The organism is Thioalkalivibrio halophilus, assembly GCF_001995255.1.
GTDB classification, from domain to species: domain Bacteria; phylum Pseudomonadota; class Gammaproteobacteria; order Ectothiorhodospirales; family Ectothiorhodospiraceae; genus Thioalkalivibrio; species Thioalkalivibrio halophilus.
In genome coordinates this window covers 1-17,085 of sequence record NZ_MUZR01000046.1, presented here as the reverse complement: position 1 = coordinate 17,085, position 17,085 = coordinate 1, and the positions used below count along the sequence as shown (strand labels likewise).

Annotated in this window: 16 protein-coding genes and 2 pseudogenes; 9 read left to right on the top strand and 9 right to left on the bottom strand. The window is 69.3% G+C overall.

Going from position 1 to position 17,085, the window contains the following annotated elements:
* Positions 1-241 (top strand): annotated as a pseudogene (locus tag B1A74_RS10560) (lipoyl synthase); the annotation flags it as partial.
* A 36-nt stretch (positions 242-277) separates the two neighbouring features.
* Here the strand turns inward: B1A74_RS10560 and lipB are convergent.
* The 9 genes from lipB to ppa form a co-directional block, all read right to left on the bottom strand.
* Entirely contained in the window at positions 278-982 is a 705-nt protein-coding gene (gene lipB / locus B1A74_RS10555; RefSeq protein ID WP_425274683.1) for a lipoyl(octanoyl) transferase LipB, read from the bottom strand.
* The gene (locus tag B1A74_RS10550; RefSeq protein ID WP_018870901.1) at positions 979-1,254 is read right to left on the bottom strand and encodes a YbeD family protein; all 276 of its coding nucleotides are present in this window, start codon (positions 1,252-1,254) and stop codon (positions 979-981) included. Before B1A74_RS10550 ends, lipB begins: the two co-directional genes overlap by 4 nt.
* The gene (locus B1A74_RS10545; RefSeq protein ID WP_077244617.1) at positions 1,247-2,146 is read right to left on the bottom strand and encodes a D-amino acid aminotransferase; all 900 of its coding nucleotides are present in this window, start codon (positions 2,144-2,146) and stop codon (positions 1,247-1,249) included. The genes B1A74_RS10550 and B1A74_RS10545 overlap by 8 nt, the downstream gene beginning before the upstream one ends.
* A 7-nt stretch (positions 2,147-2,153) precedes the next feature.
* Positions 2,154-3,389 (bottom strand): D-alanyl-D-alanine carboxypeptidase family protein, encoded by a 1,236-nt coding sequence (locus B1A74_RS10540; RefSeq protein WP_077244616.1) that lies wholly within the window; start codon positions 3,387-3,389, stop codon positions 2,154-2,156.
* A gap of 106 nt (positions 3,390-3,495) precedes the next feature.
* Positions 3,496-4,503, bottom strand: coding sequence for a septal ring lytic transglycosylase RlpA family protein (locus tag B1A74_RS10535; protein ID WP_077244615.1), 1,008 nt, complete (start codon positions 4,501-4,503; stop codon positions 3,496-3,498).
* Positions 4,475-5,485 (bottom strand): lytic murein transglycosylase B, encoded by a 1,011-nt coding sequence (gene mltB, locus B1A74_RS10530; RefSeq protein ID WP_077244614.1) that lies wholly within the window; start codon positions 5,483-5,485, stop codon positions 4,475-4,477. The genes B1A74_RS10535 and mltB overlap by 29 nt, the downstream gene beginning before the upstream one ends.
* A complete protein-coding gene (gene rodA, locus B1A74_RS10525) occupies positions 5,482-6,600 on the bottom strand; it encodes a rod shape-determining protein RodA (RefSeq protein ID WP_077244613.1) in 1,119 nt (372 codons plus the stop codon). Before rodA ends, mltB begins: the two co-directional genes overlap by 4 nt.
* Entirely contained in the window at positions 6,597-8,483 is a 1,887-nt protein-coding gene (gene mrdA, locus B1A74_RS10520) for a penicillin-binding protein 2 (RefSeq protein ID WP_077244612.1), read from the bottom strand. Before mrdA ends, rodA begins: the two co-directional genes overlap by 4 nt.
* Positions 8,484-8,608: 125 nt before the next feature.
* Entirely contained in the window at positions 8,609-9,145 is a 537-nt protein-coding gene (gene ppa / locus B1A74_RS10515) for an inorganic diphosphatase (protein ID WP_018870894.1), read from the bottom strand.
* A gap of 179 nt (positions 9,146-9,324) precedes the next feature.
* Here ppa and B1A74_RS10510 point away from each other — a divergent pair, with 179 nt between their 5' ends.
* The 8 genes and pseudogenes from B1A74_RS10510 to B1A74_RS14080 all read left to right on the top strand — a co-directional run.
* Positions 9,325-9,966: an adenylate kinase gene (locus B1A74_RS10510; RefSeq protein ID WP_077244611.1), complete on the top strand. Its 642-nt coding sequence runs from the start codon at positions 9,325-9,327 to the stop codon at positions 9,964-9,966.
* A gap of 6 nt (positions 9,967-9,972) precedes the next feature.
* A complete protein-coding gene (locus B1A74_RS10505; RefSeq protein WP_077244610.1) occupies positions 9,973-12,201 on the top strand; it encodes an LPS-assembly protein LptD in 2,229 nt (742 codons plus the stop codon).
* A gap of 22 nt (positions 12,202-12,223) precedes the next feature.
* Positions 12,224-13,657, top strand: coding sequence for a peptidylprolyl isomerase (locus tag B1A74_RS10500; protein ID WP_425274682.1), 1,434 nt, complete (start codon positions 12,224-12,226; stop codon positions 13,655-13,657).
* A gap of 4 nt (positions 13,658-13,661) precedes the next feature.
* Positions 13,662-14,681 (top strand): 4-hydroxythreonine-4-phosphate dehydrogenase PdxA, encoded by a 1,020-nt coding sequence (pdxA, locus tag B1A74_RS10495; protein ID WP_077244608.1) that lies wholly within the window; start codon positions 13,662-13,664, stop codon positions 14,679-14,681.
* Positions 14,678-15,511 (top strand): 16S rRNA (adenine(1518)-N(6)/adenine(1519)-N(6))-dimethyltransferase RsmA, encoded by an 834-nt coding sequence (gene rsmA / locus B1A74_RS10490; protein ID WP_077244607.1) that lies wholly within the window; start codon positions 14,678-14,680, stop codon positions 15,509-15,511. The genes pdxA and rsmA overlap by 4 nt, the downstream gene beginning before the upstream one ends.
* Positions 15,512-15,602: 91 nt before the next feature.
* Positions 15,603-16,610 (top strand): glucokinase, encoded by a 1,008-nt coding sequence (locus tag B1A74_RS10485; RefSeq protein WP_077244606.1) that lies wholly within the window; start codon positions 15,603-15,605, stop codon positions 16,608-16,610.
* A complete protein-coding gene (apaG, locus tag B1A74_RS10480; protein ID WP_018946257.1) occupies positions 16,607-16,990 on the top strand; it encodes a Co2+/Mg2+ efflux protein ApaG in 384 nt (127 codons plus the stop codon). The genes B1A74_RS10485 and apaG overlap by 4 nt, the downstream gene beginning before the upstream one ends.
* A gap of 7 nt (positions 16,991-16,997) precedes the next feature.
* Positions 16,998-17,085, top strand: a pseudogene (locus B1A74_RS14080) (diadenosine tetraphosphatase); the annotation flags it as partial.

Genomic DNA, 17,085 nt, shown 5'->3' with positions numbered 1-17,085 from the left:
GCAGGTCCTGCAGGACCTGCGCGACCATGGCTGCGACATGCTGACCCTCGGGCAGTACCTGCAGCCCTCGCGCCACCACCTGCCGGTCACCCGCTTCCTGACGCCGGAGGAATTCGACGAACTGGGCGAACGTGCCCGCGAGATGGGCTTCCGCCAGGTCGCCAGCGGCCCGATGGTGCGCTCCTCCTACCACGCGGACCTGCAGGCACAGGGCGTCGCCGGAGAGACCGAAGCCGTCTGACCGCGCCGCTCAGTCGCCGCCCACCCGGCGGGGCGTTCAGGCCGCCGGGGCCTGCGGCCGCGCCAGGCAGCGCAGCAGTTCCGGCGGCAGCGTCGGCACCTCCTCGCAGGCCGACGGCGTTTCCGGCCCCCCGGTGGCCAGCTGCGCGGCCAGCGCCCGCAGGACCACGCGCCGCACCCGCTCGGGGTTCGCGGGCCCCCCTTCCGCGGCCACCGAGGTCGTCGCCAGTCCGGCATAACCACAGGGATGGATACGGCCAAAGGCCGACAGGGCCGGATCCACGTTGAGCGCCAGCCCGTGGATACTGACCCCGTGGCGCACCCGCAGGCCCAGTGCGGCGATCTTCGCATCGCCCGCGTAGACCCCGGGCGCGCCCTCGCGACGGCCCGCGACGATGCCCCACTCGCCCAGGGCATCGATCACCGCCTGTTCCAGGCGCTCCACCAGCGCCCGCACCCCAAGCCCGCGGCGCCGCAGATCCAGCAGGGTATACACCACCAGCTGCCCCGGCCCGTGCCAGGTCACCTGTCCGCCGCGGTCGATCGCGATCACCGGCACCGAGCCGGGATCGAGCAGGTGTTCGGCACGACCGTTGCGCCCCTGGGTATAGACCGGCGGGTGCTGCACACACCACAGCTGATCGGGCGTGTGCGGCCCGCGCTCCGCCGCGTGCAGGCGCATCGCCCGCCACACCGGCAGGTAGGGCTGATCGCCCAGACGGTGAACCCGCAGCGTATTCAGAGGATCATCCGTACCCGGTTGCACTGCCCCAGAGCCCGGTAGAGGTTGTCCAGCTGCAGCTGACTGGTGGCGGTGATGGTCACGGTGATCCCGACAAAGCGCCCGCCACTGGATGCCCGCTGCTGGATCACCGCATCCCCGGGCTCGTCCACGTGGTCGTTGACGCAGGATTCCACCGCTTCCATCAATTCGGGGTGAGAGTCCCCCATGATCTTGATCGGGAAGCGGCAGGGGAATTCGATCAGGGTCTCGCGTTCTTCTTCGTCACTCATGGTTCATGGCCTCCGACTGTCGACGCACGGCACCGGGCTTGGCGGCCTGGTAGGCGGCATGCAACCGCGTCCACAGAGGACCCGGCCGACCGGTGCCCACCGGCTCGCCGTCGATACGGGTCACCGGCAGCAATTCGCGGGTGGAACTGCTGAGCCAGACCTCGTCGGCGGTCCGCAGTTCCGCGGCGGTCACGCCCCGCTCCTCCACGGGCACACCCTCGCCCCGGGCGAGCCCGAGCACGAAGTCGCGCGTCACCCCGGCCAGCATCCCGCTATCCAGTGGCGGTGTCACCAGCGTCCCGTCGCGCACCACGAACGCATTACTTGCGGCACCCTCGGTCAGCCGACCATTGCGCAACAGCAGCGCCTCCACCGCGTCGGATTCCACGGCCTCCTGACGCGCGAGCACGTTGGCCAGCAAGGTGGTCGCCTTGATGTCGCAGCGACCCCAGCGCTCGTCGGTGCGGGTCACCGCGCTCACGCCCGCCTCGCGCACCGCCGGGCCCAGCGGACGGATGGGGCTGACCATCCCCAGTACCGTGGGTTCGGAGACATCCGGGAAGGCGTGATCCCGTGGGGCCACCCCGCGGGTCACCTGCAGATAGAGCCCCAGATCCGGCGGCGTCGATCCGTCCGTCGGTTCCGCGCCGTTGTGGCGGAGCAGATCGCCCAGATGACGTTCCCATTGTTCGCGGCCGAACGGGTTCGGCAGGCGAATGGCCGCCAGCGACCGCGCGAGGCGGTCCAGATGCGCGTCCAGCAGGAAGAACCGGCCCGCGTAACTGGGGATGACCTCATACACCGAATCGCCGAACAGGAAGCCGCGATCCAGCGGCGAGATCCGTACTTCCTCCAGCGGCAGGAATTCGCCATTGAACAGGGCAATGCTCATGTCCGCCTCAGAACGGCCACACCGACTGCACCCACAACACCGCGCCGTCCCAGCCACGGCGGATGAACCCGCCGGTCTCGATCTCCTGCAGCACGACCAGGGGCTGTTCGTGGATCGCTTCGCCGTCGAGGGTCGCAACCACACGCCCGACCCGGGCCCCTTCGCGCAGCGGCGCCTCCAGCGGATGATCGATCTCCATGGAAGCCGACAGATCATCCCCCTCGCCGGGCGGAATCACCACCCAGAAATCCTCCGCCAGTCCGACCGGGGCGTCCTGTGCGCTCCCCTTGTAGACCCGCGGCATGCCCAGGGCCTCGCCGGCACCGAACAGCTGCCGGGTTTCGGTAAAGCGCATGCCCCAGTTCACCAGTGCCTGGGATTCGTTCGCGCGGCGCGTGCCTCCGGTCGAATGGTCGGGGGCGTCGATGCCCATCACCACCGCCACCAGGCGACGATCGTTGCGTTCGGCGGAGGACACCAGGTTGTAGCCCGCCGCCGAGGTCCAGCCGGTCTTCAGGCCGTCGAAACCGGCATCGCGCCACAGCAGGAGGTTGCGGTTGTTCTGTTCGATGCCGGCGTATTCGAACGAGCGCTCGGAATACAGGTTGTACAGATCCGGGAATTCGCGGATCAGGGCCCGCGCGAGGGTCGCCATGTCGGCCGCCGTGGTGTATTGCGACTCCTCTTCCGGCAGCCCGTGGGGGTTGGCAAAGTAGGAATCCTGCATGCCCAGACGCCGGGCCTGGTTGTTCATCATGTCCACGAAGGCACCCTGCGAGCCGGCCACGCGCTCCGCCAGCGCGGTGGAGGCGTCGTTGCCGGACTGGATGATCATGCCGCGCAGCAGATCCTCGACCCGGACTTCCTCGCCGACCTCGATGAACATCCGCGAAGCGCCCTCCATCCCGGTACGCCAGGCCCGCTCGCTGATGGTGACTTCTTCCTCCAGAGACAGTCGGCCGTCGCGGATCTCGCCGAACACCACGTAGGCCGTCATCAGCTTGGTCAGGCTCGCCGGCTCGCGCCGCGCGGACGGATCGCGCTCCGCCAGGGCCACACCCGATTCGAAGTCCTTCAGCACATAGCTGGCCGCGGTGATGTCCGATGGCGGCGAGGGGATGCTTCCGGGCGCCGAAGGGCCGGTTCCGGCACGTGGAAGTTCCAGTTCCACGGCGCTGGCCGCCACGGGCAGGAACAGCAGAAAACTGACGGTGATCAGGGAATTGCGAAGTAATGACTTCATGAACCGAAGGAGTCTCCATGAATGAGGACCGGGGGCTTGCGGGCGCACACGGCGGCCGGACACCGAAGGATGCCAAAGATACCAGACCGGCACGCCGTCCGGGTTCTCAATCGGTCACGATACGGAAATCCCCGGGCGCCACCGCCTCCAGCCGCCGGGCCGTGTCGCGCACGGTGTCCTCGCCGTGCAGCGGGCCCACGCGCACACGGTGCAGCTCCTCGCCGCCGGCGGTCTCCACGCGACCGAGTTCGGCCACCCGGAATCCGTCCGCCCGCAGGCTTTCGCGCAGGCGCTCGGCCGTCATCCGTTCACCGAAGGCGCCTACCTGGATATAGCGCGCGGGCTCCCGGCTGTCCCCCTTTCCGGACACCGGGTCACCGTTGTAAGCCCCGTCGCCGTCGACCGTCCCGGCCATCTCCCGCGTTGCGTCCGGGTCGTTCGCGTCCGCCTCCAGCGGCTCCGGCTCCGCGATGGTGTCGGCACCCTCGCCGCGACCGCGTTCGGCCGTACGCACCTCGCCGTTCACGTCCCCGGGGCCGACCGCGCGGATACGCACCGGCGCCACGCCCGCATCGGTCATGCCCAGACGATGGGCCGCGGCATAGGACAGGTCGATGATGCGGTCATCCACGAACGGGCCTCGGTCGTTCACCCGGACCACCACCTGCTTCCCGTTCTCCAGATGGGTCACCTCGACGAAGCTGGGCAGCGGCAGCTTCTTGTGCGCCGCGGTCATGGCGTACATGTCATAGGGCTCGCCACTGGAGGTCCGGCGGCCGTGAAACTTCGTTCCGTACCATGACGCCATCCCCTCCTCCTCGAAACCTTCGGAAGAAGACAGCGTCACGTAGCGCTGACCGAACACCTCGTACTCGGCCGGATTGCCGTAACGACTGGGCGGCTCGTCGGCGGGTTCGGCATCCGGCAGGAGTGCCAGATCCCGCGGTACTTCGTCGGGATCGGGATAGCTGTCATGGGCGGCGTCCCCCAGCGGGCGGTCGCGCTCGGGCGTACCCGAGCAACCGGCAAGGATCATACCGGCCAGCAGCGCAACCGGCAGGGCGGCCCCGCCGATCGCACGCCCGTCAGTCGTACAGCGCCTGCGCCAGCTCATGGGCGGCCATCGCATACAGCGGACTCCGGTTGTATCGCGTGATCACGTAGAAATTCGGATACCCCAGATAATAGACATCGCCCTCGTCGGCCTCCAGATACACCAGCGAATAATCACCGTCCGGGTCGACCGTTTCACCTTCGGTCGGACGCACGCCGTGCTCGGCCAGTTCGTCCAGGTCGAAGCGGGCGGTGTAGCCCTGCTCGACCAGTTCTTCCGGATGGTCGTCGACCTCGGCGCGGGCCACCACCGGCTGGCCCCAGCGCCAGTCATGCTCGGCGAAGTAGTTCGCCACGCTGCCGATCGCGTCCGGCCAGGAATTCAGCAGGTCGCGCCGCCCGGAGTCATCGAAATCCACCGCGTAATGACGGTAGCTGGAGGAGATGAACTGGCCGTAACCCATCGCTCCGGCGTAGGAGCCATGCAGATCAAGGATCTCCAGATCCTCCTCTTCCGCCAGCTCCAGCAGATGGCCCAGCTCGCTGCGGAAGAAATCCGCCCGCGGCGGGTAGTCGAACCCGAGGGTCACCAGGGCATCCAGCACGCGGGTGCTCCCGGTGTTGCGTCCGTAATCGGTCTCGATGCCGATGATCGCCGCGATCATCTCCGGCTCGACACCGAAGCGTTCCTCGGCGCGTTCCAGCCACTCGGCCTGCTCTTCCATGAACTCGCGCCCGCGGCGGACCCGGCGATCGTTCACGAAGATCGGCCGGTAGTCCTTCCACGGCAGGGCTTCGGCGGGGCTGGAGATGCTGTCGATGATGTCCTGGCGCGGCTGCGCCTCCTCGAACAGTTCTTCCAGCCATTCGCGATCGAATCCCGCCTCCGCCCGTTCGTCGATGAATTCCTGCACCTCCTCGCGTTCGAGATAGGGCGTCTCGCCCGCCCGGTATTCGGAACTGGCCGCCGCGGCGGTGGCGGCCAGAAACAGGCAGGAGACGGCAGCAGTCGTCGCGAAGCGACACGGATTCACGGGGTTCATCGATTCACCAGGCGTTTTTCGGAGGCAATGCTCATGAGAATACCGAAGGCCACCATGAGCGTCACCAGCGAAGTTCCGCCATAGCTCACAAGAGGCAACGGAACTCCCACCACCGGCAGCAGCCCGGTCACCATGCCGATGTTGACCACCATGTACACCGCAAAGGTCAGGCTGATGCTGCCACCCAGCAGACGGGCGAAGCGGTCCTGCGCCAGGGATGCCAGCCACAGCCCGCGCGCGACGATGGCGAAATACAGCGCCAGCAGCAGCAGCACCCCCATGAAACCGAATTCCTCGGCATACACCGCGAAGATGAAATCGGTCGACCGTTCCGGCAGAAAGTCCAGCTGCGACTGGGTTCCGTTGAGCCAGCCCTTGCCGTAGAACCCGCCCGAGCCGATGGCGATCTGCGACTGGATGATGTGATAACCGGTCCCCAGGGGGTCGGACTCGGGATTGAACAGCGTCAGCACGCGCTGGCGCTGGTAGTCATGCATCTGCAGCCAGAGCACCGGCGCCGCCGCGGCCACCAGGGCCCCGAGCCCGGTGAACCAGCGCCAGGACAGCCCGGCGAGGAAGACCACCAGCAGCCCGGCCACGCCCACCAGCATCGCGGTGCCCAGATCGGGCTGTTCCATGATCAGCCACACCGGCACCAGGATGATCGGCAGCACCACGGCCAGATCGCGAGCCCGCGGCGCACCCTGGCGCAGCGACAAGTACCACGCGGTCATCATCGGCACGGCCAGTTTCATGATCTCCGAAGGCTGGAAACGCACCAGCCCCGTGTCCAGCCAGCGCCGGGCCCCCTTGCCGATCTCGCCGAAGAACAGCACCGCGACCAGCAGCACCAGGCCGGCGACGAACAGCCAGGGGGCGATGAGCCGCAGTACGCGCACCGGGATCTGCGCGATCACCAGCATCGCCGCGACCCCGAAACCGATCCGCAACACCTGGTTCTCCAGCGCGGCCAGACTCTCGCCGGTCGCGCTGAACAGCACCACCAGACCGAGCATCAGCAGCAGCGACAGCAGGATCAGCAGCGTGCCATCCATCCGCAGGCTGCGCAGGGCCCACTGGCCGGCGGAGAGCTCACGTCCGGTCACGCTGATCATTCCCCGGCCTCCTCGACGGGCAGCCTCATGCCGCCACCGCCCAGCAGCCAGGCATCCATGACCTCGCGCGCCTTGGGCGCCGCTACGCGGCCACCACTGCCGCCGTGCTCCACCAGCACCGCAACCGCGATCTGCGGGTTATCCGCCGGGGCATAGCCGGTAAACAGGGCGTGGTCCCAGAGATGGCGGGCCAGCTCGTCCTCGTCGTACTCCTCGTCCTCGCCCAGGCTGAAGACCTGCGAGGTCCCGGTCTTGCCGGCGATGGTGTACTCCGGACGGGTGCTCCCGACACCGCCCCAGGCGGTGCCATGCGGCTCGTGCACCGCTTCGACGAGCGATTCGTGGATCACGTCCCAGTGGGCTTCATCCAGCGCCACCGGCTGGCGGTAATCGGGCAGCAGGGTCTCGCCGATTTCCTGTTCCCGGCCATCCCCCATCGCCCGCAGCAGGCGCGGGCTCACGCGCTCGCCCCGATTTGCCAGCGTGGTGGTGAAATCGGCCATCTGCAGCGGGGTACTGAGCATGTACCCCTGCCCGATGGCCGTGATCAGGGTCTCGCCGGGATACCAGACGGTGCCGTGGGTGGCACGTTTCCAGTCGCGTCCCGGCCGGATGCCGGTGCGTTCGCCGCTGAGATCGATGCCGGTGGGCTCGCCGATACCGAAGGCTTCCAGCATCGGCGTGATCCGGTCGATCCCCATGTCGTGGGCGAGATCATAGAAATACACGTCCGATGACACCGCAATCGCGCGCGACATGTCGACCAGGCCATGGCCCTCCCGGCGCCAGTCACGATAGCGGCGTTCGTGCCCGGGAATCTGGTAGTAGCCGCGGGCGAACATCTCGCGGTCGGCGGTGGTCGCCTCCTCGTGCAGGCCGGCCAGGGCCACGATCGGCTTGATGGTGGACCCCGGCGGATACTGGCCATGCAGCACCCGGTTGAACAGCGGCCGCCCCGGATGGTCGCGCAGTGCCGAGAACTCTTCCTGCGACTGCCCCTTCACGAACGGCTCGGCATCGAATCCCGGGGCACTGACCATGGCCAGAACGTCTCCGCTGGCGGGCTCGATGGCCACGATCGCCCCGCGCTGGTCCCCCAGTGCGCGGCGGGCCGCCAGCTGCAGGTTGTAGTCCAGGGTCAGATGGATGTCGGTCCCGGCCGTCGGCGGGCTGACCTCCAGCTCGCGGATCGTCCGGCCCTGAGCGTTCACCTCCACCTGGCGGTGGCCCGGGCGGCCGTGCAGCAGCTCCTCGTAATGCTGCTCGATCCCGGTCTTGCCAATGTGGGATACCCCGGCATAGGCACGCTGGTCCACGCGCTGCAGATCCTCGCGCGTGATCCGGCCCACGTAGCCCACCACATGCGTGAACGCCTCGCCGGCCGGGTAATAGCGCATCGGACGCGCTTCGATCTCGACACCGGGCAGCTCATGCCGGGACACGGCCAGATGCGCGACGGTCTCGTCGTCCAGCCCCGCCTTCAGCAACACCGGCTGAAACGGGCGCCGCTGCTCCACCCCGCGGCGGAACCGCTCGAGGTCGGCATCGGAGAGTTCCACGAAGTCCTCGAGCCGCTCCAGCAGCCGGTCGAGGTCGTCGGCCTGTTCCACCGTGACCTCGAGCTGATAGGAAGCCCGGTTGCCGGCCAGCAGCACGCCGTTGCGATCCCGGATCACGCCCCGGCTGGGGGCGATGGGCTCGATGCGCAGCCGGTTGTTCTCGGAAAGCGTGGTGTAGTGCTCGTGCGCACCCACCTGCAGACTGGCGGTGTGCCAGCCGATCAGGCCCAGCACCGCTGCCAGCAGCACCAGGGACAGCACCACCCGCGCGACAAAACGCCGGTGATCGTGCTGTTCCTGTCCATAGGCGTCGCGCTCATCCATGGGGCCGCCCGCCCGCGGCCATCAGGACCGCTCCATCGGGTCGCGGACGGGCACGCGCACCGACGCGCCCGGGAGACCGGCTCCCCGGGGGCCCGCACGGCACGCCCATGGCTGCGCGAAAGGCTTCAGATCTTGCTCTTCTGGAAACGCTTGTAGCTGGCAAGGATCTCCGTCCTGGCGGCCTCGGCGTCCGCCCAGCCTTCCACCTTGACCCACTTGCCGGCTTCGAGCTCCTTGTAGTGCTCGAAGAAGTGCTTGATGCTGTCCAGCAGTTCCTGCGACACGTCTTCCGGGCCCTTCACGCTCTCGTACCCCGGATGCAGCTTGGTGACCGGCACCGCCAGGATCTTCGCATCCTGCCCGGCCTCGTCGGACATCTGCAGCACGCCCACCGGCCGCGCGCGCACCACCGAACCCGGCATCAGCGGCACCGGCGTGATCACCAGCACGTCCACCGGATCGCCGTCTTCCGACAGGGTCTGCGGCACGAACCCGTAGTTGCAGGGGTAGAACATGGCGACCGTCATGAAACGGTCGACCACCAGCGCACCGCTGTCCTTGTCCACTTCGTACTTGACCGGCTGACCGTGCGCGGGGATCTCGATCACCACGTTCATGTCATCGGGCAGATCCTTCCCGGCTTCAATCTGATTCAGATCCATCGTCTCTTCCCGCTTGATTGGTTGGCGCGGCATTATAACGGGACTGCGCGACAGGTGAACGATCCCGGCCGGCTTGCGAGGCCCCCGACCAGTCGGTATAAGTCCGCGTGCGTTTTTCGATACCCAATCCACGTGCCGGCGCCGATGCAGGCGCGAACGGCACACGGCAGGAGTCAATTATGCGAATCGTCCTGATGGGCGCCCCCGGTTCCGGCAAGGGCACCCAGGCCAAGAAGATGGTCAGTCACTTCGGCATCCCCCAGATCTCCACCGGCGACCTGCTGCGCGCGGCCGTCGCCGCGGAGACCGAACTCGGCCTGAAGGCGAAGAGCGCCATGGACGCCGGCCAGCTGGTCCCCGATGACCTGGTGCTGGGCCTGATCCGCGACCGTCTGCAGGAGCCCGACGCCGAGAAGGGCTTCATCCTCGACGGGTTCCCGCGCAACTGCGCCCAGGCCGAGGCCCTGGACAGCATGCTGGCCGACATCGAGCGTCCGCTGGACCGCGCGATCCAGATCGACGTGCCGTTCGAGGAGCTGAAGCAGCGCCTGACCGGCCGGGTCTCCTGCGAAAGCTGCGGCGCGGTGTTCAACACCCACACCTTTCCGCCGCAGGAGGAAGGCATCTGCGACCAGTGCGGCGGCAACCTGGTTCACCGCGCGGACGACACCGAGGAGACGGTGGTCAGCCGCCTGCAGGTGTACGAGGAACAGACGCAGCCGCTGATCGAGTATTACGACACCCGCGGTCTGCTCAAGCACGTCGACGGCACGCGCGACATGGAACGGATCTTCGACGAGATCCGCGGCCTGCTGGACTGATCCGCGATGCGGCCGGCGCGTGCCGCGGCGGTGTCTCTCGTGCTGGTCGCCACCGCCCCGGCGGCCGGCGCGGAGACGGCCTTCGGCGGGGATCGTCCCGCCGGCTGCGAATTCGCGCCCGACACCGTCTGGCCCGCCCTGCGCGAACTGCCGCCCGACGTGCGCGAGATCGAGGCGGATCATGTACGTCGCGAGGGCGACCAGGTGCGCGCCGAGGGCGATGTCCAGCTGTACGCAGACCGTCAACGGCTGGACGCCGAGGTCCTCGACTACGATCGCGCCCGGGGGCTGGCACGGACCGAGGGAGCGGTCCGGCTGTTCGACGGCGACCTGCTGCTGCAAGGCGAAGACGGCCGCTTCCAGCTCGACGAAGATACCGGGGAGCTGAGCCGCATCGACTACATGGTGCGCTCGGTGCCCGCACGCGGACAGGCCGGGGCCGGCACGCAGCTCGACCCCGACCGGCACCGCTTCGAACAGGCGCAGTACACCACCTGCCCGGTCAACCGGGACTCCTGGCGCCTGGACGCCGCCCGCCTCGACCTCGACCAGGAAAGCGGGCGCGGCGTCGCCCGCCACGCCGTGCTGCGCGTGCGCAACATACCGGTGGCCTACACCCCGTATATCGATTTCCCCCTGGACGACCGGCGCAAATCCGGCTTCCTCCTGCCCAGCTTCGGCACCGGCGGACGCACCGGCGCGGATCTGTCCCTGCCGTGGTACTGGAACATCGCGCCCAATTACGACGCCACGTTCACGCCGCGCATCATGGCCGACCGCGGGATCAAGCTGGGCACCGAATTCCGCTACCTGCAGCCTGCCCACGAAGGACAGGTCGATTTTCGTTACCTGCCGGATGATCGCGAGACCGGCGAGGATCGCCAGTTTGTGGCCTGGGAGCACCGCACCCGCATCGCCCCCGGCCTGCGCCTGGACATCGATGCCGCGGAGGTCTCCGACGGCGAGTATTTCCGCGATTTCGGCTCCGCCGACCGCTATTCCGGCTCGGTGCGCGACCTGCGCCGCCGGGCCGACCTGACCTGGAGTCAGCCGCGCTACCGCCTGCGCACCCGGGTCGAGGACTACCAGATCGTCGACACCGAGCTGGCCGACCGGCGCGAGCCCTACCAGCGGCTGCCGCAGATCACCCTGGAAGCCGGCGAATACGCGGGACAATGGGCCGGCGGCGGGGTCACCTGGGACCTGGACGCCGAACTGGTGCGTTTCGCCCGTCAGGAGCGCGCCTCGGACCGTCCCACCGGCCTGCGTTTCGACCTCGACCCGGAACTGGCCTGGCGTTTCGACACCGGCGGGATCTTTGTCGAGCCCCGCGCCGGGGTGCGCTACACCGCCTACGAGCTGGACCGCCGCGGCGAGCCCGGCCCCGAGTCCATCCGCCGCACCGTACCGCATGCCGCGGTGGACAGCGGCCTGATCTTCGAACGCGACCTGGCCGACGGCGAACGGCTGCAGACCCTGGAGCCGCGACTGTTCTACGGCTACGTGCCCTACCGCGACCAGGGCGACATCCCGGTGTTCGACACCGGCGAGCGCGAGTTCAGCTTCGACAACCTGTTCAGTCTGCAGCGCTTTACCGGCGCCGACCGCGTGGGCGACACCCACCAGCTGACCGCCGCCCTGACCAGCCGCATCCTCGATACGACCACCGGACAGGAACGCGCGCGGCTGTCGGTCGGCGAGATCCGCTATTTCCGCGACCGCCGCGTACGCCGCAGCCCCTCCGCGCCGGCACTGGAGGACCGCCATTCGGACCTCGCCGTGGAGGGGCGCCTGCGTATCGGCGACGCCTGGGACGGCCGCGGCTCGGTGCTCTACAACCGCGAGCACGAGGACACCTCGCTGGCCGCGCTCGGCGTGTCCTGGAGCCCGGATGAGCGCCGGCGCATCAACTTCGGCTACCGCCAGCGGGCCGATCGGCTGGAACAGACCGACGTGTCCGTACTGTGGCCGGCCGGCGACCGCGTGGACCTGGTCGGACGCTGGAACTACAGCCTGCGCAGTGAACGCGACCTCGAACTTCTGGCCGGTCTCCAGTATCGTAGTTGCTGCTATGGTTTGCGCGTGGTCGCCCGGCGTTCGCTGGATTCCGACCAGCGCTACGACAACTCGATCCATTTCCAGATCACGCTGGACGGACTGGCCCGTTTCGACGGCGGAGTCGACAGCCTCCTGAGCGAAGGTATTGCCGGATATGATGCGCACCCCGACCGCTAAAAGCGCCGGTCGCCGCGCGGGCATGCTTGCCCGCCCCCTGCTCCTGGCCGGGCTTGCCCTGGCCCTGGCGCCGCTGGCCCAGGCCCAGCACGACCCGCTCTCCATGCCCGAAGGTACGGGCACCGGAGCGGGCCCCGGCGCCGAAACGGGGGTACAGGCCCCGGTCACCCCGGGTGCCGCCACCGATGCCGGCGCGCCCGCCCCGGCAATCACTCCGCCGGAGGAAGACCAGTTCACCGACCGCATCCTCGCCATCGTCGAGGAAGACGTGATCACCCAGCGCGAGCTGGTGGAACGCATGAACCTGGTGGCTCAGCAGATGGCCGAACAGGGGCAGCGTCCGCCCGGCCAGGACGCCCTCGCCCGCCAGGTCATGGAACAGCTGGTCACCGAGCGCGTGCAGCTGCAGGAGGCCCGCAGGATCGGCATCAGCATCGACGAGATGACACTGAACCGAACCATGGAGCAGATCGCGCGCGAAAACCGCATGACACTGCCCCAGCTGCGCCGCGCCCTGCTGCAGGACGGCGTGGACTTCGAGGCGTTTCGTGAGCAGATCCGCACCGAGCTGACCATCAACCAGCTGCGCAGCCGCCAGGTCGACAACCGGGTCCGGGTCTCCGATCAGGAGATCGAAGATCTGATCGCCTCGGAAAGCGGCGCCATCGACCGCGACGTGCGCTACCGCCTCTCGCACATCCTCGTCGCGGTGCCGCAGGGCGCGGGCAGCGACGAGATCCGCGAGGCGCGGGAGAAGGCCGCGGAGCTGCGCTCCCGCGTGCGTGAAGGCGAGGAATTCGCCCGGGTGGCGATGGAAGCATCCGACGGACCGCAGGCCCTGCAGGGCGGCGACCTGGGCTGGCGCAGCCCCGGCGAGCTGTCCACGGTGCTGGCCCGCGAGGCCATCCTGATGCGCACCGGCGCGGTCAGCGACGTCCTGCGCTCACCGCAGGGCTTCCACATCATCCGCCTCGAGGACCGCGAGGGCGGTGACCAGACCCTGGTCGAACAGACCGAAGTCCGTCACATCCTCAAGAGTCCCGACGAGGTCCGCAGCGAGGAAGAGGCCGAGCGCCAGATCCGCGCCCTGTACAACCGCCTGCAGGAGGGCGAGGACTTCGGCGATCTCGCCCGCGGCAACTCCGACGACCCGGGGTCCGCCGCGCAGGGCGGCCGTCTGGGCTGGATCAGCCCCGGGGAACTGGTGCCCGGCTTCGAACAGGCCATGAACCGGCTCGAGCCGGGCGAGATCAGCGAGCCGGTGCAGAGCGAGTTCGGCTGGCACATCATCGAGGTGCTGGACCGCCGCGAAGTCGACACCACCCGCGAGCAGATCCGCGCCCGCGCCCGCGAAGTCCTGCAGAACCGCAAGCGCCAGGACGAGATGGAGCTGTGGCTGCGCCGCCTGCGCGAGGGCGCCTATGTCGAATACCGCGTCGACGGCCTCGAGCCCTGAGCCGATGGCCGGAGAACCGGTTCCGCGTCTGGCGCTGACCGCCGGCGAACCCGCCGGAATCGGACCCGACCTGCTGGCCATGCTGGCGCGCCACGCCGGTCCGGCCCAGCGCGTCGCGATCGGCGATGCGGGCGTCCTCGAACGCCGCGCGCACGCGCTGCACATCGACCTCACCCTGCGCGAGCACGACCCCGACGCCCCGCGCAAACCCACACCCGCCGGGACCCTGGAGCTGCTGGAGGTCCCGGTGGAAGCAACCGTGACCCCCGGGGCCCTGGAACCGGCCAATGCCGGGCACGTGCTCAACCTGCTGGCCACGGCCGCCGACGGCTGCCTCAACGGACACTTCGACGCCATGGTGACCGCTCCGGTCCACAAGGGGGTGATCCATCGGGCCGGTCACGACTTCACCGGCCACACCGAGTGGCTGGCCGCACGCGCCGGCTCCGGCCGCCCGGTGATGATGCTGGTCGCCGGTGATCTGCGCGTTGCCCTGGTGACCACTCACCTGCCCCTGCGCGAGGTCCCCGACGCGATTACCCCGCCGGTACTGGAACGGACCCTGCACATCCTGGATCACGACCTGCGCCGCGACTTCGGCCTGGCGCGGCCGCGCATCGCGGTACTCGGGCTCAACCCGCACGCCGGCGAAGGCGGCGTGCTGGGGCGCGAGGAAGAGCTCGTGATCGAACCGGTGCTCGCCCGCCTGCGCGAACGCGGCATGCACCTGATCGGGCCGCTGCCGGCCGACACCGCCTTCACCCCGCGTGCCCTCGCCCGGGTCGACGCGGTGCTCGCCATGTATCACGACCAGGGCCTGCCGGTGCTCAAGCACGCCGGGTTCGGCGAGGCGGTGAACGTCACCCTGGGCCTCCCCTTCGTGCGCACTTCGGTGGATCACGGCACCGCGCTGGATCTGGCCGGCAGCGGACGCGCCGAGGTCGGCAGCCTGGCCGCGGCGGAGAATCTGGCCGCCCGCCTCGCGGGCCACCGCGGGGCACCGCCAGCGGGGACCACGGCATGACCCGACGCACGCGGCGCCCGGCCGCAGGGGACGAGGGACCGGGTCCGGTCCGGCGCCGCTTCGGCCAGAATTTCCTTCATGACCCCGGCATCCTCGATCGCATCGTGCGAGCCATCGACCCGCAGCCGGACGATCGCATGCTGGAGATCGGCCCGGGGCGCGGCGCCCTGACGGTCCCGCTGCTGGACCGCCTGCAGAAACTGGACGCAGTGGAGATCGACCGTGATCTGGCCGCGGCGCTGCGCAGCCACTTCCCGCCCGAACGCCTGACCCTGCACACCGGCGACGCCCTGGAACTGGACCTGGCCGCACTCAGCGAGACCCCGCCCGCCGGCTGGCGCGTGGTGGGCAACCTCCCCTACAACATCTCCACCCCGCTGCTGTTCCACCTGCTGGGGCAGAGCGAGCACATCCGCGACATGCATTTCCTGCTGCAACGCGAGGTGGTGGAACGCATCACCGCCGAGCCGGGCAGCAAGCGCTACGGCCGCCTGAGCGTGATGGTTGCCGCGCGCGCCCGCGCCACCGAACTGCTGGGAGTCCCGCCGGGGGCGTTTCACCCGCCGCCGAAGGTGCATTCGGCCGTGGTGCGCATCGTCCCGGATGCCGAGCCGCGGGTGCCCGCTGCGCGGCTGCCCGCCTTCGCCGCACTGGTCAACCGCGCGTTCTCCAATCGGCGCAAGACCCTGCGCCGCGGGCTGGCGGGACTGCTGGAGGCGGCCGATATCGAGGCCGCCGGCCTGGACCCGGGCCAGCGTCCGGAGACCGTCGACGTCGCCGGGTTCGACGCCCTGGCCCGACAGATTCCCGAATCCGCCGGGGCGGAGTGACCCGGGTACGGGCTCGGCCCCGCCCCGGGTCCGTCTTTCTCACTCCACACCCCGCTCGCGTTACCATGGGAATATGACTGGCAGGGACCGCATGCAGCTGATCGTCGCCGACGTCGGCGGGACCAACACCCGCCTGGCGCGAGCCGAGTACGCCCGGGGTAGGTGGCAACTGCACGCGACCACCCATTACCCGAGCCGGGAATATGCCGACCTGGGCTCGATCCTCCGCGACTGGCTCGCGCACCCGGAACAGGCGGACGCCGAGTTCGCCGGAGCCGGACTGGCCATCGCCGGGCCGGTGCAAGGTGGGCGGGGCCGCGTCACCAATCTCGACTGGCCCGAACTCGACGCCGCCGAGCTGGCCACGTCCGCCGGCGTGCCCGTCGCCCTGCTCAACGACTTCGCAGCGGTGGGCGCCTGTCTCGAGGCCCTGACCCCGGAAGATCGCCTGATCCTGCAGGACGGCGACGCCGACCCCACGGGACCGCGGCTGGTCACCGGGGCCGGCACCGGGCTGGGCACCTGCCTGGTGACGCCGCCCGCGGGCGCAGATGCCCCGCCGGCGATCCATCCGGGCGAAGGCGGCCACGCGCGTTTTTCCCCGGCCGACGCCGACGAGACCGAACTGGCGGCCTTCGTCACCGCCGAGGCCGGCCGGTGCACCCGCGAACACCTGCTCAGCGGCCGCGGCATCGCGCGCATCGGCCGCTTCGAGCTGCAGCGTCGCGACGACCCCGAACTGGGGCGCGCGCTGGCCGCGGCGGAGCCCGCCGCCGCCATCAGCGCGCTGGCCGACACCGGCCACGCGGCCGCGCTGCAAGTGGTGCGCCGCTTCGTTACCCTGTACGCCGGGCAGCTGGCCGACATGGCGCTGACCGCGCTGCCGCGCGGCGGCGTCTTCATCGGCGGCGGCATCGCCCCGCGCTGGACCGACCATTTTCTCGCCCCGGCCTTCCGCGAGGCCTTCCGAGCACGCCCGCCGATGGAAGACCTGCTGGAACGCCTGCCGGTGGAACTGATCATTCATCCCGAACCGGGCCTGCTGGGAGCCGCGGTCGCCGCTTCCCGCGCCCGTCCCCACGGAGCATCCGCCCCATGACCATGCAGCAGGAAAATCCCGTCGAGATCGAAGTCTCCAGTGCCTATGTCGAAGACCAGTCCGAGCCCGAAGAAGACCGCTATGTCTTCGCCTACCACGTGGTGATCCACAACGCCGGCGAGCGCAGCGTGCAGCTGCTCAATCGCCACTGGATCATCCGCGACGGACGCGACCAGACCCAGGAGGTCCGCGGCGAGGGCGTGGTCGGCGAACAGCCCCACATCGCCCCGGGCGACTCCTTCGAATACACCAGCGGAACGGTGATCGAAACCCCGGTGGGCATGATGGAAGGCAGCTACGAGATGCGCGACGAGCAGGGCCACACCTTCGAGGCCACCATCCCGCCGTTCACCCTGTCCGTCCCCCGCACGCTGCACTGAGGCCCGCGTGGCACTGTACGCCGTCGGCGACCTGCAGGGCTGCCTGGATCCGCTGGAGCGCCTGCTGGAACGCGTACGCTTCGACCCGGCCCGCG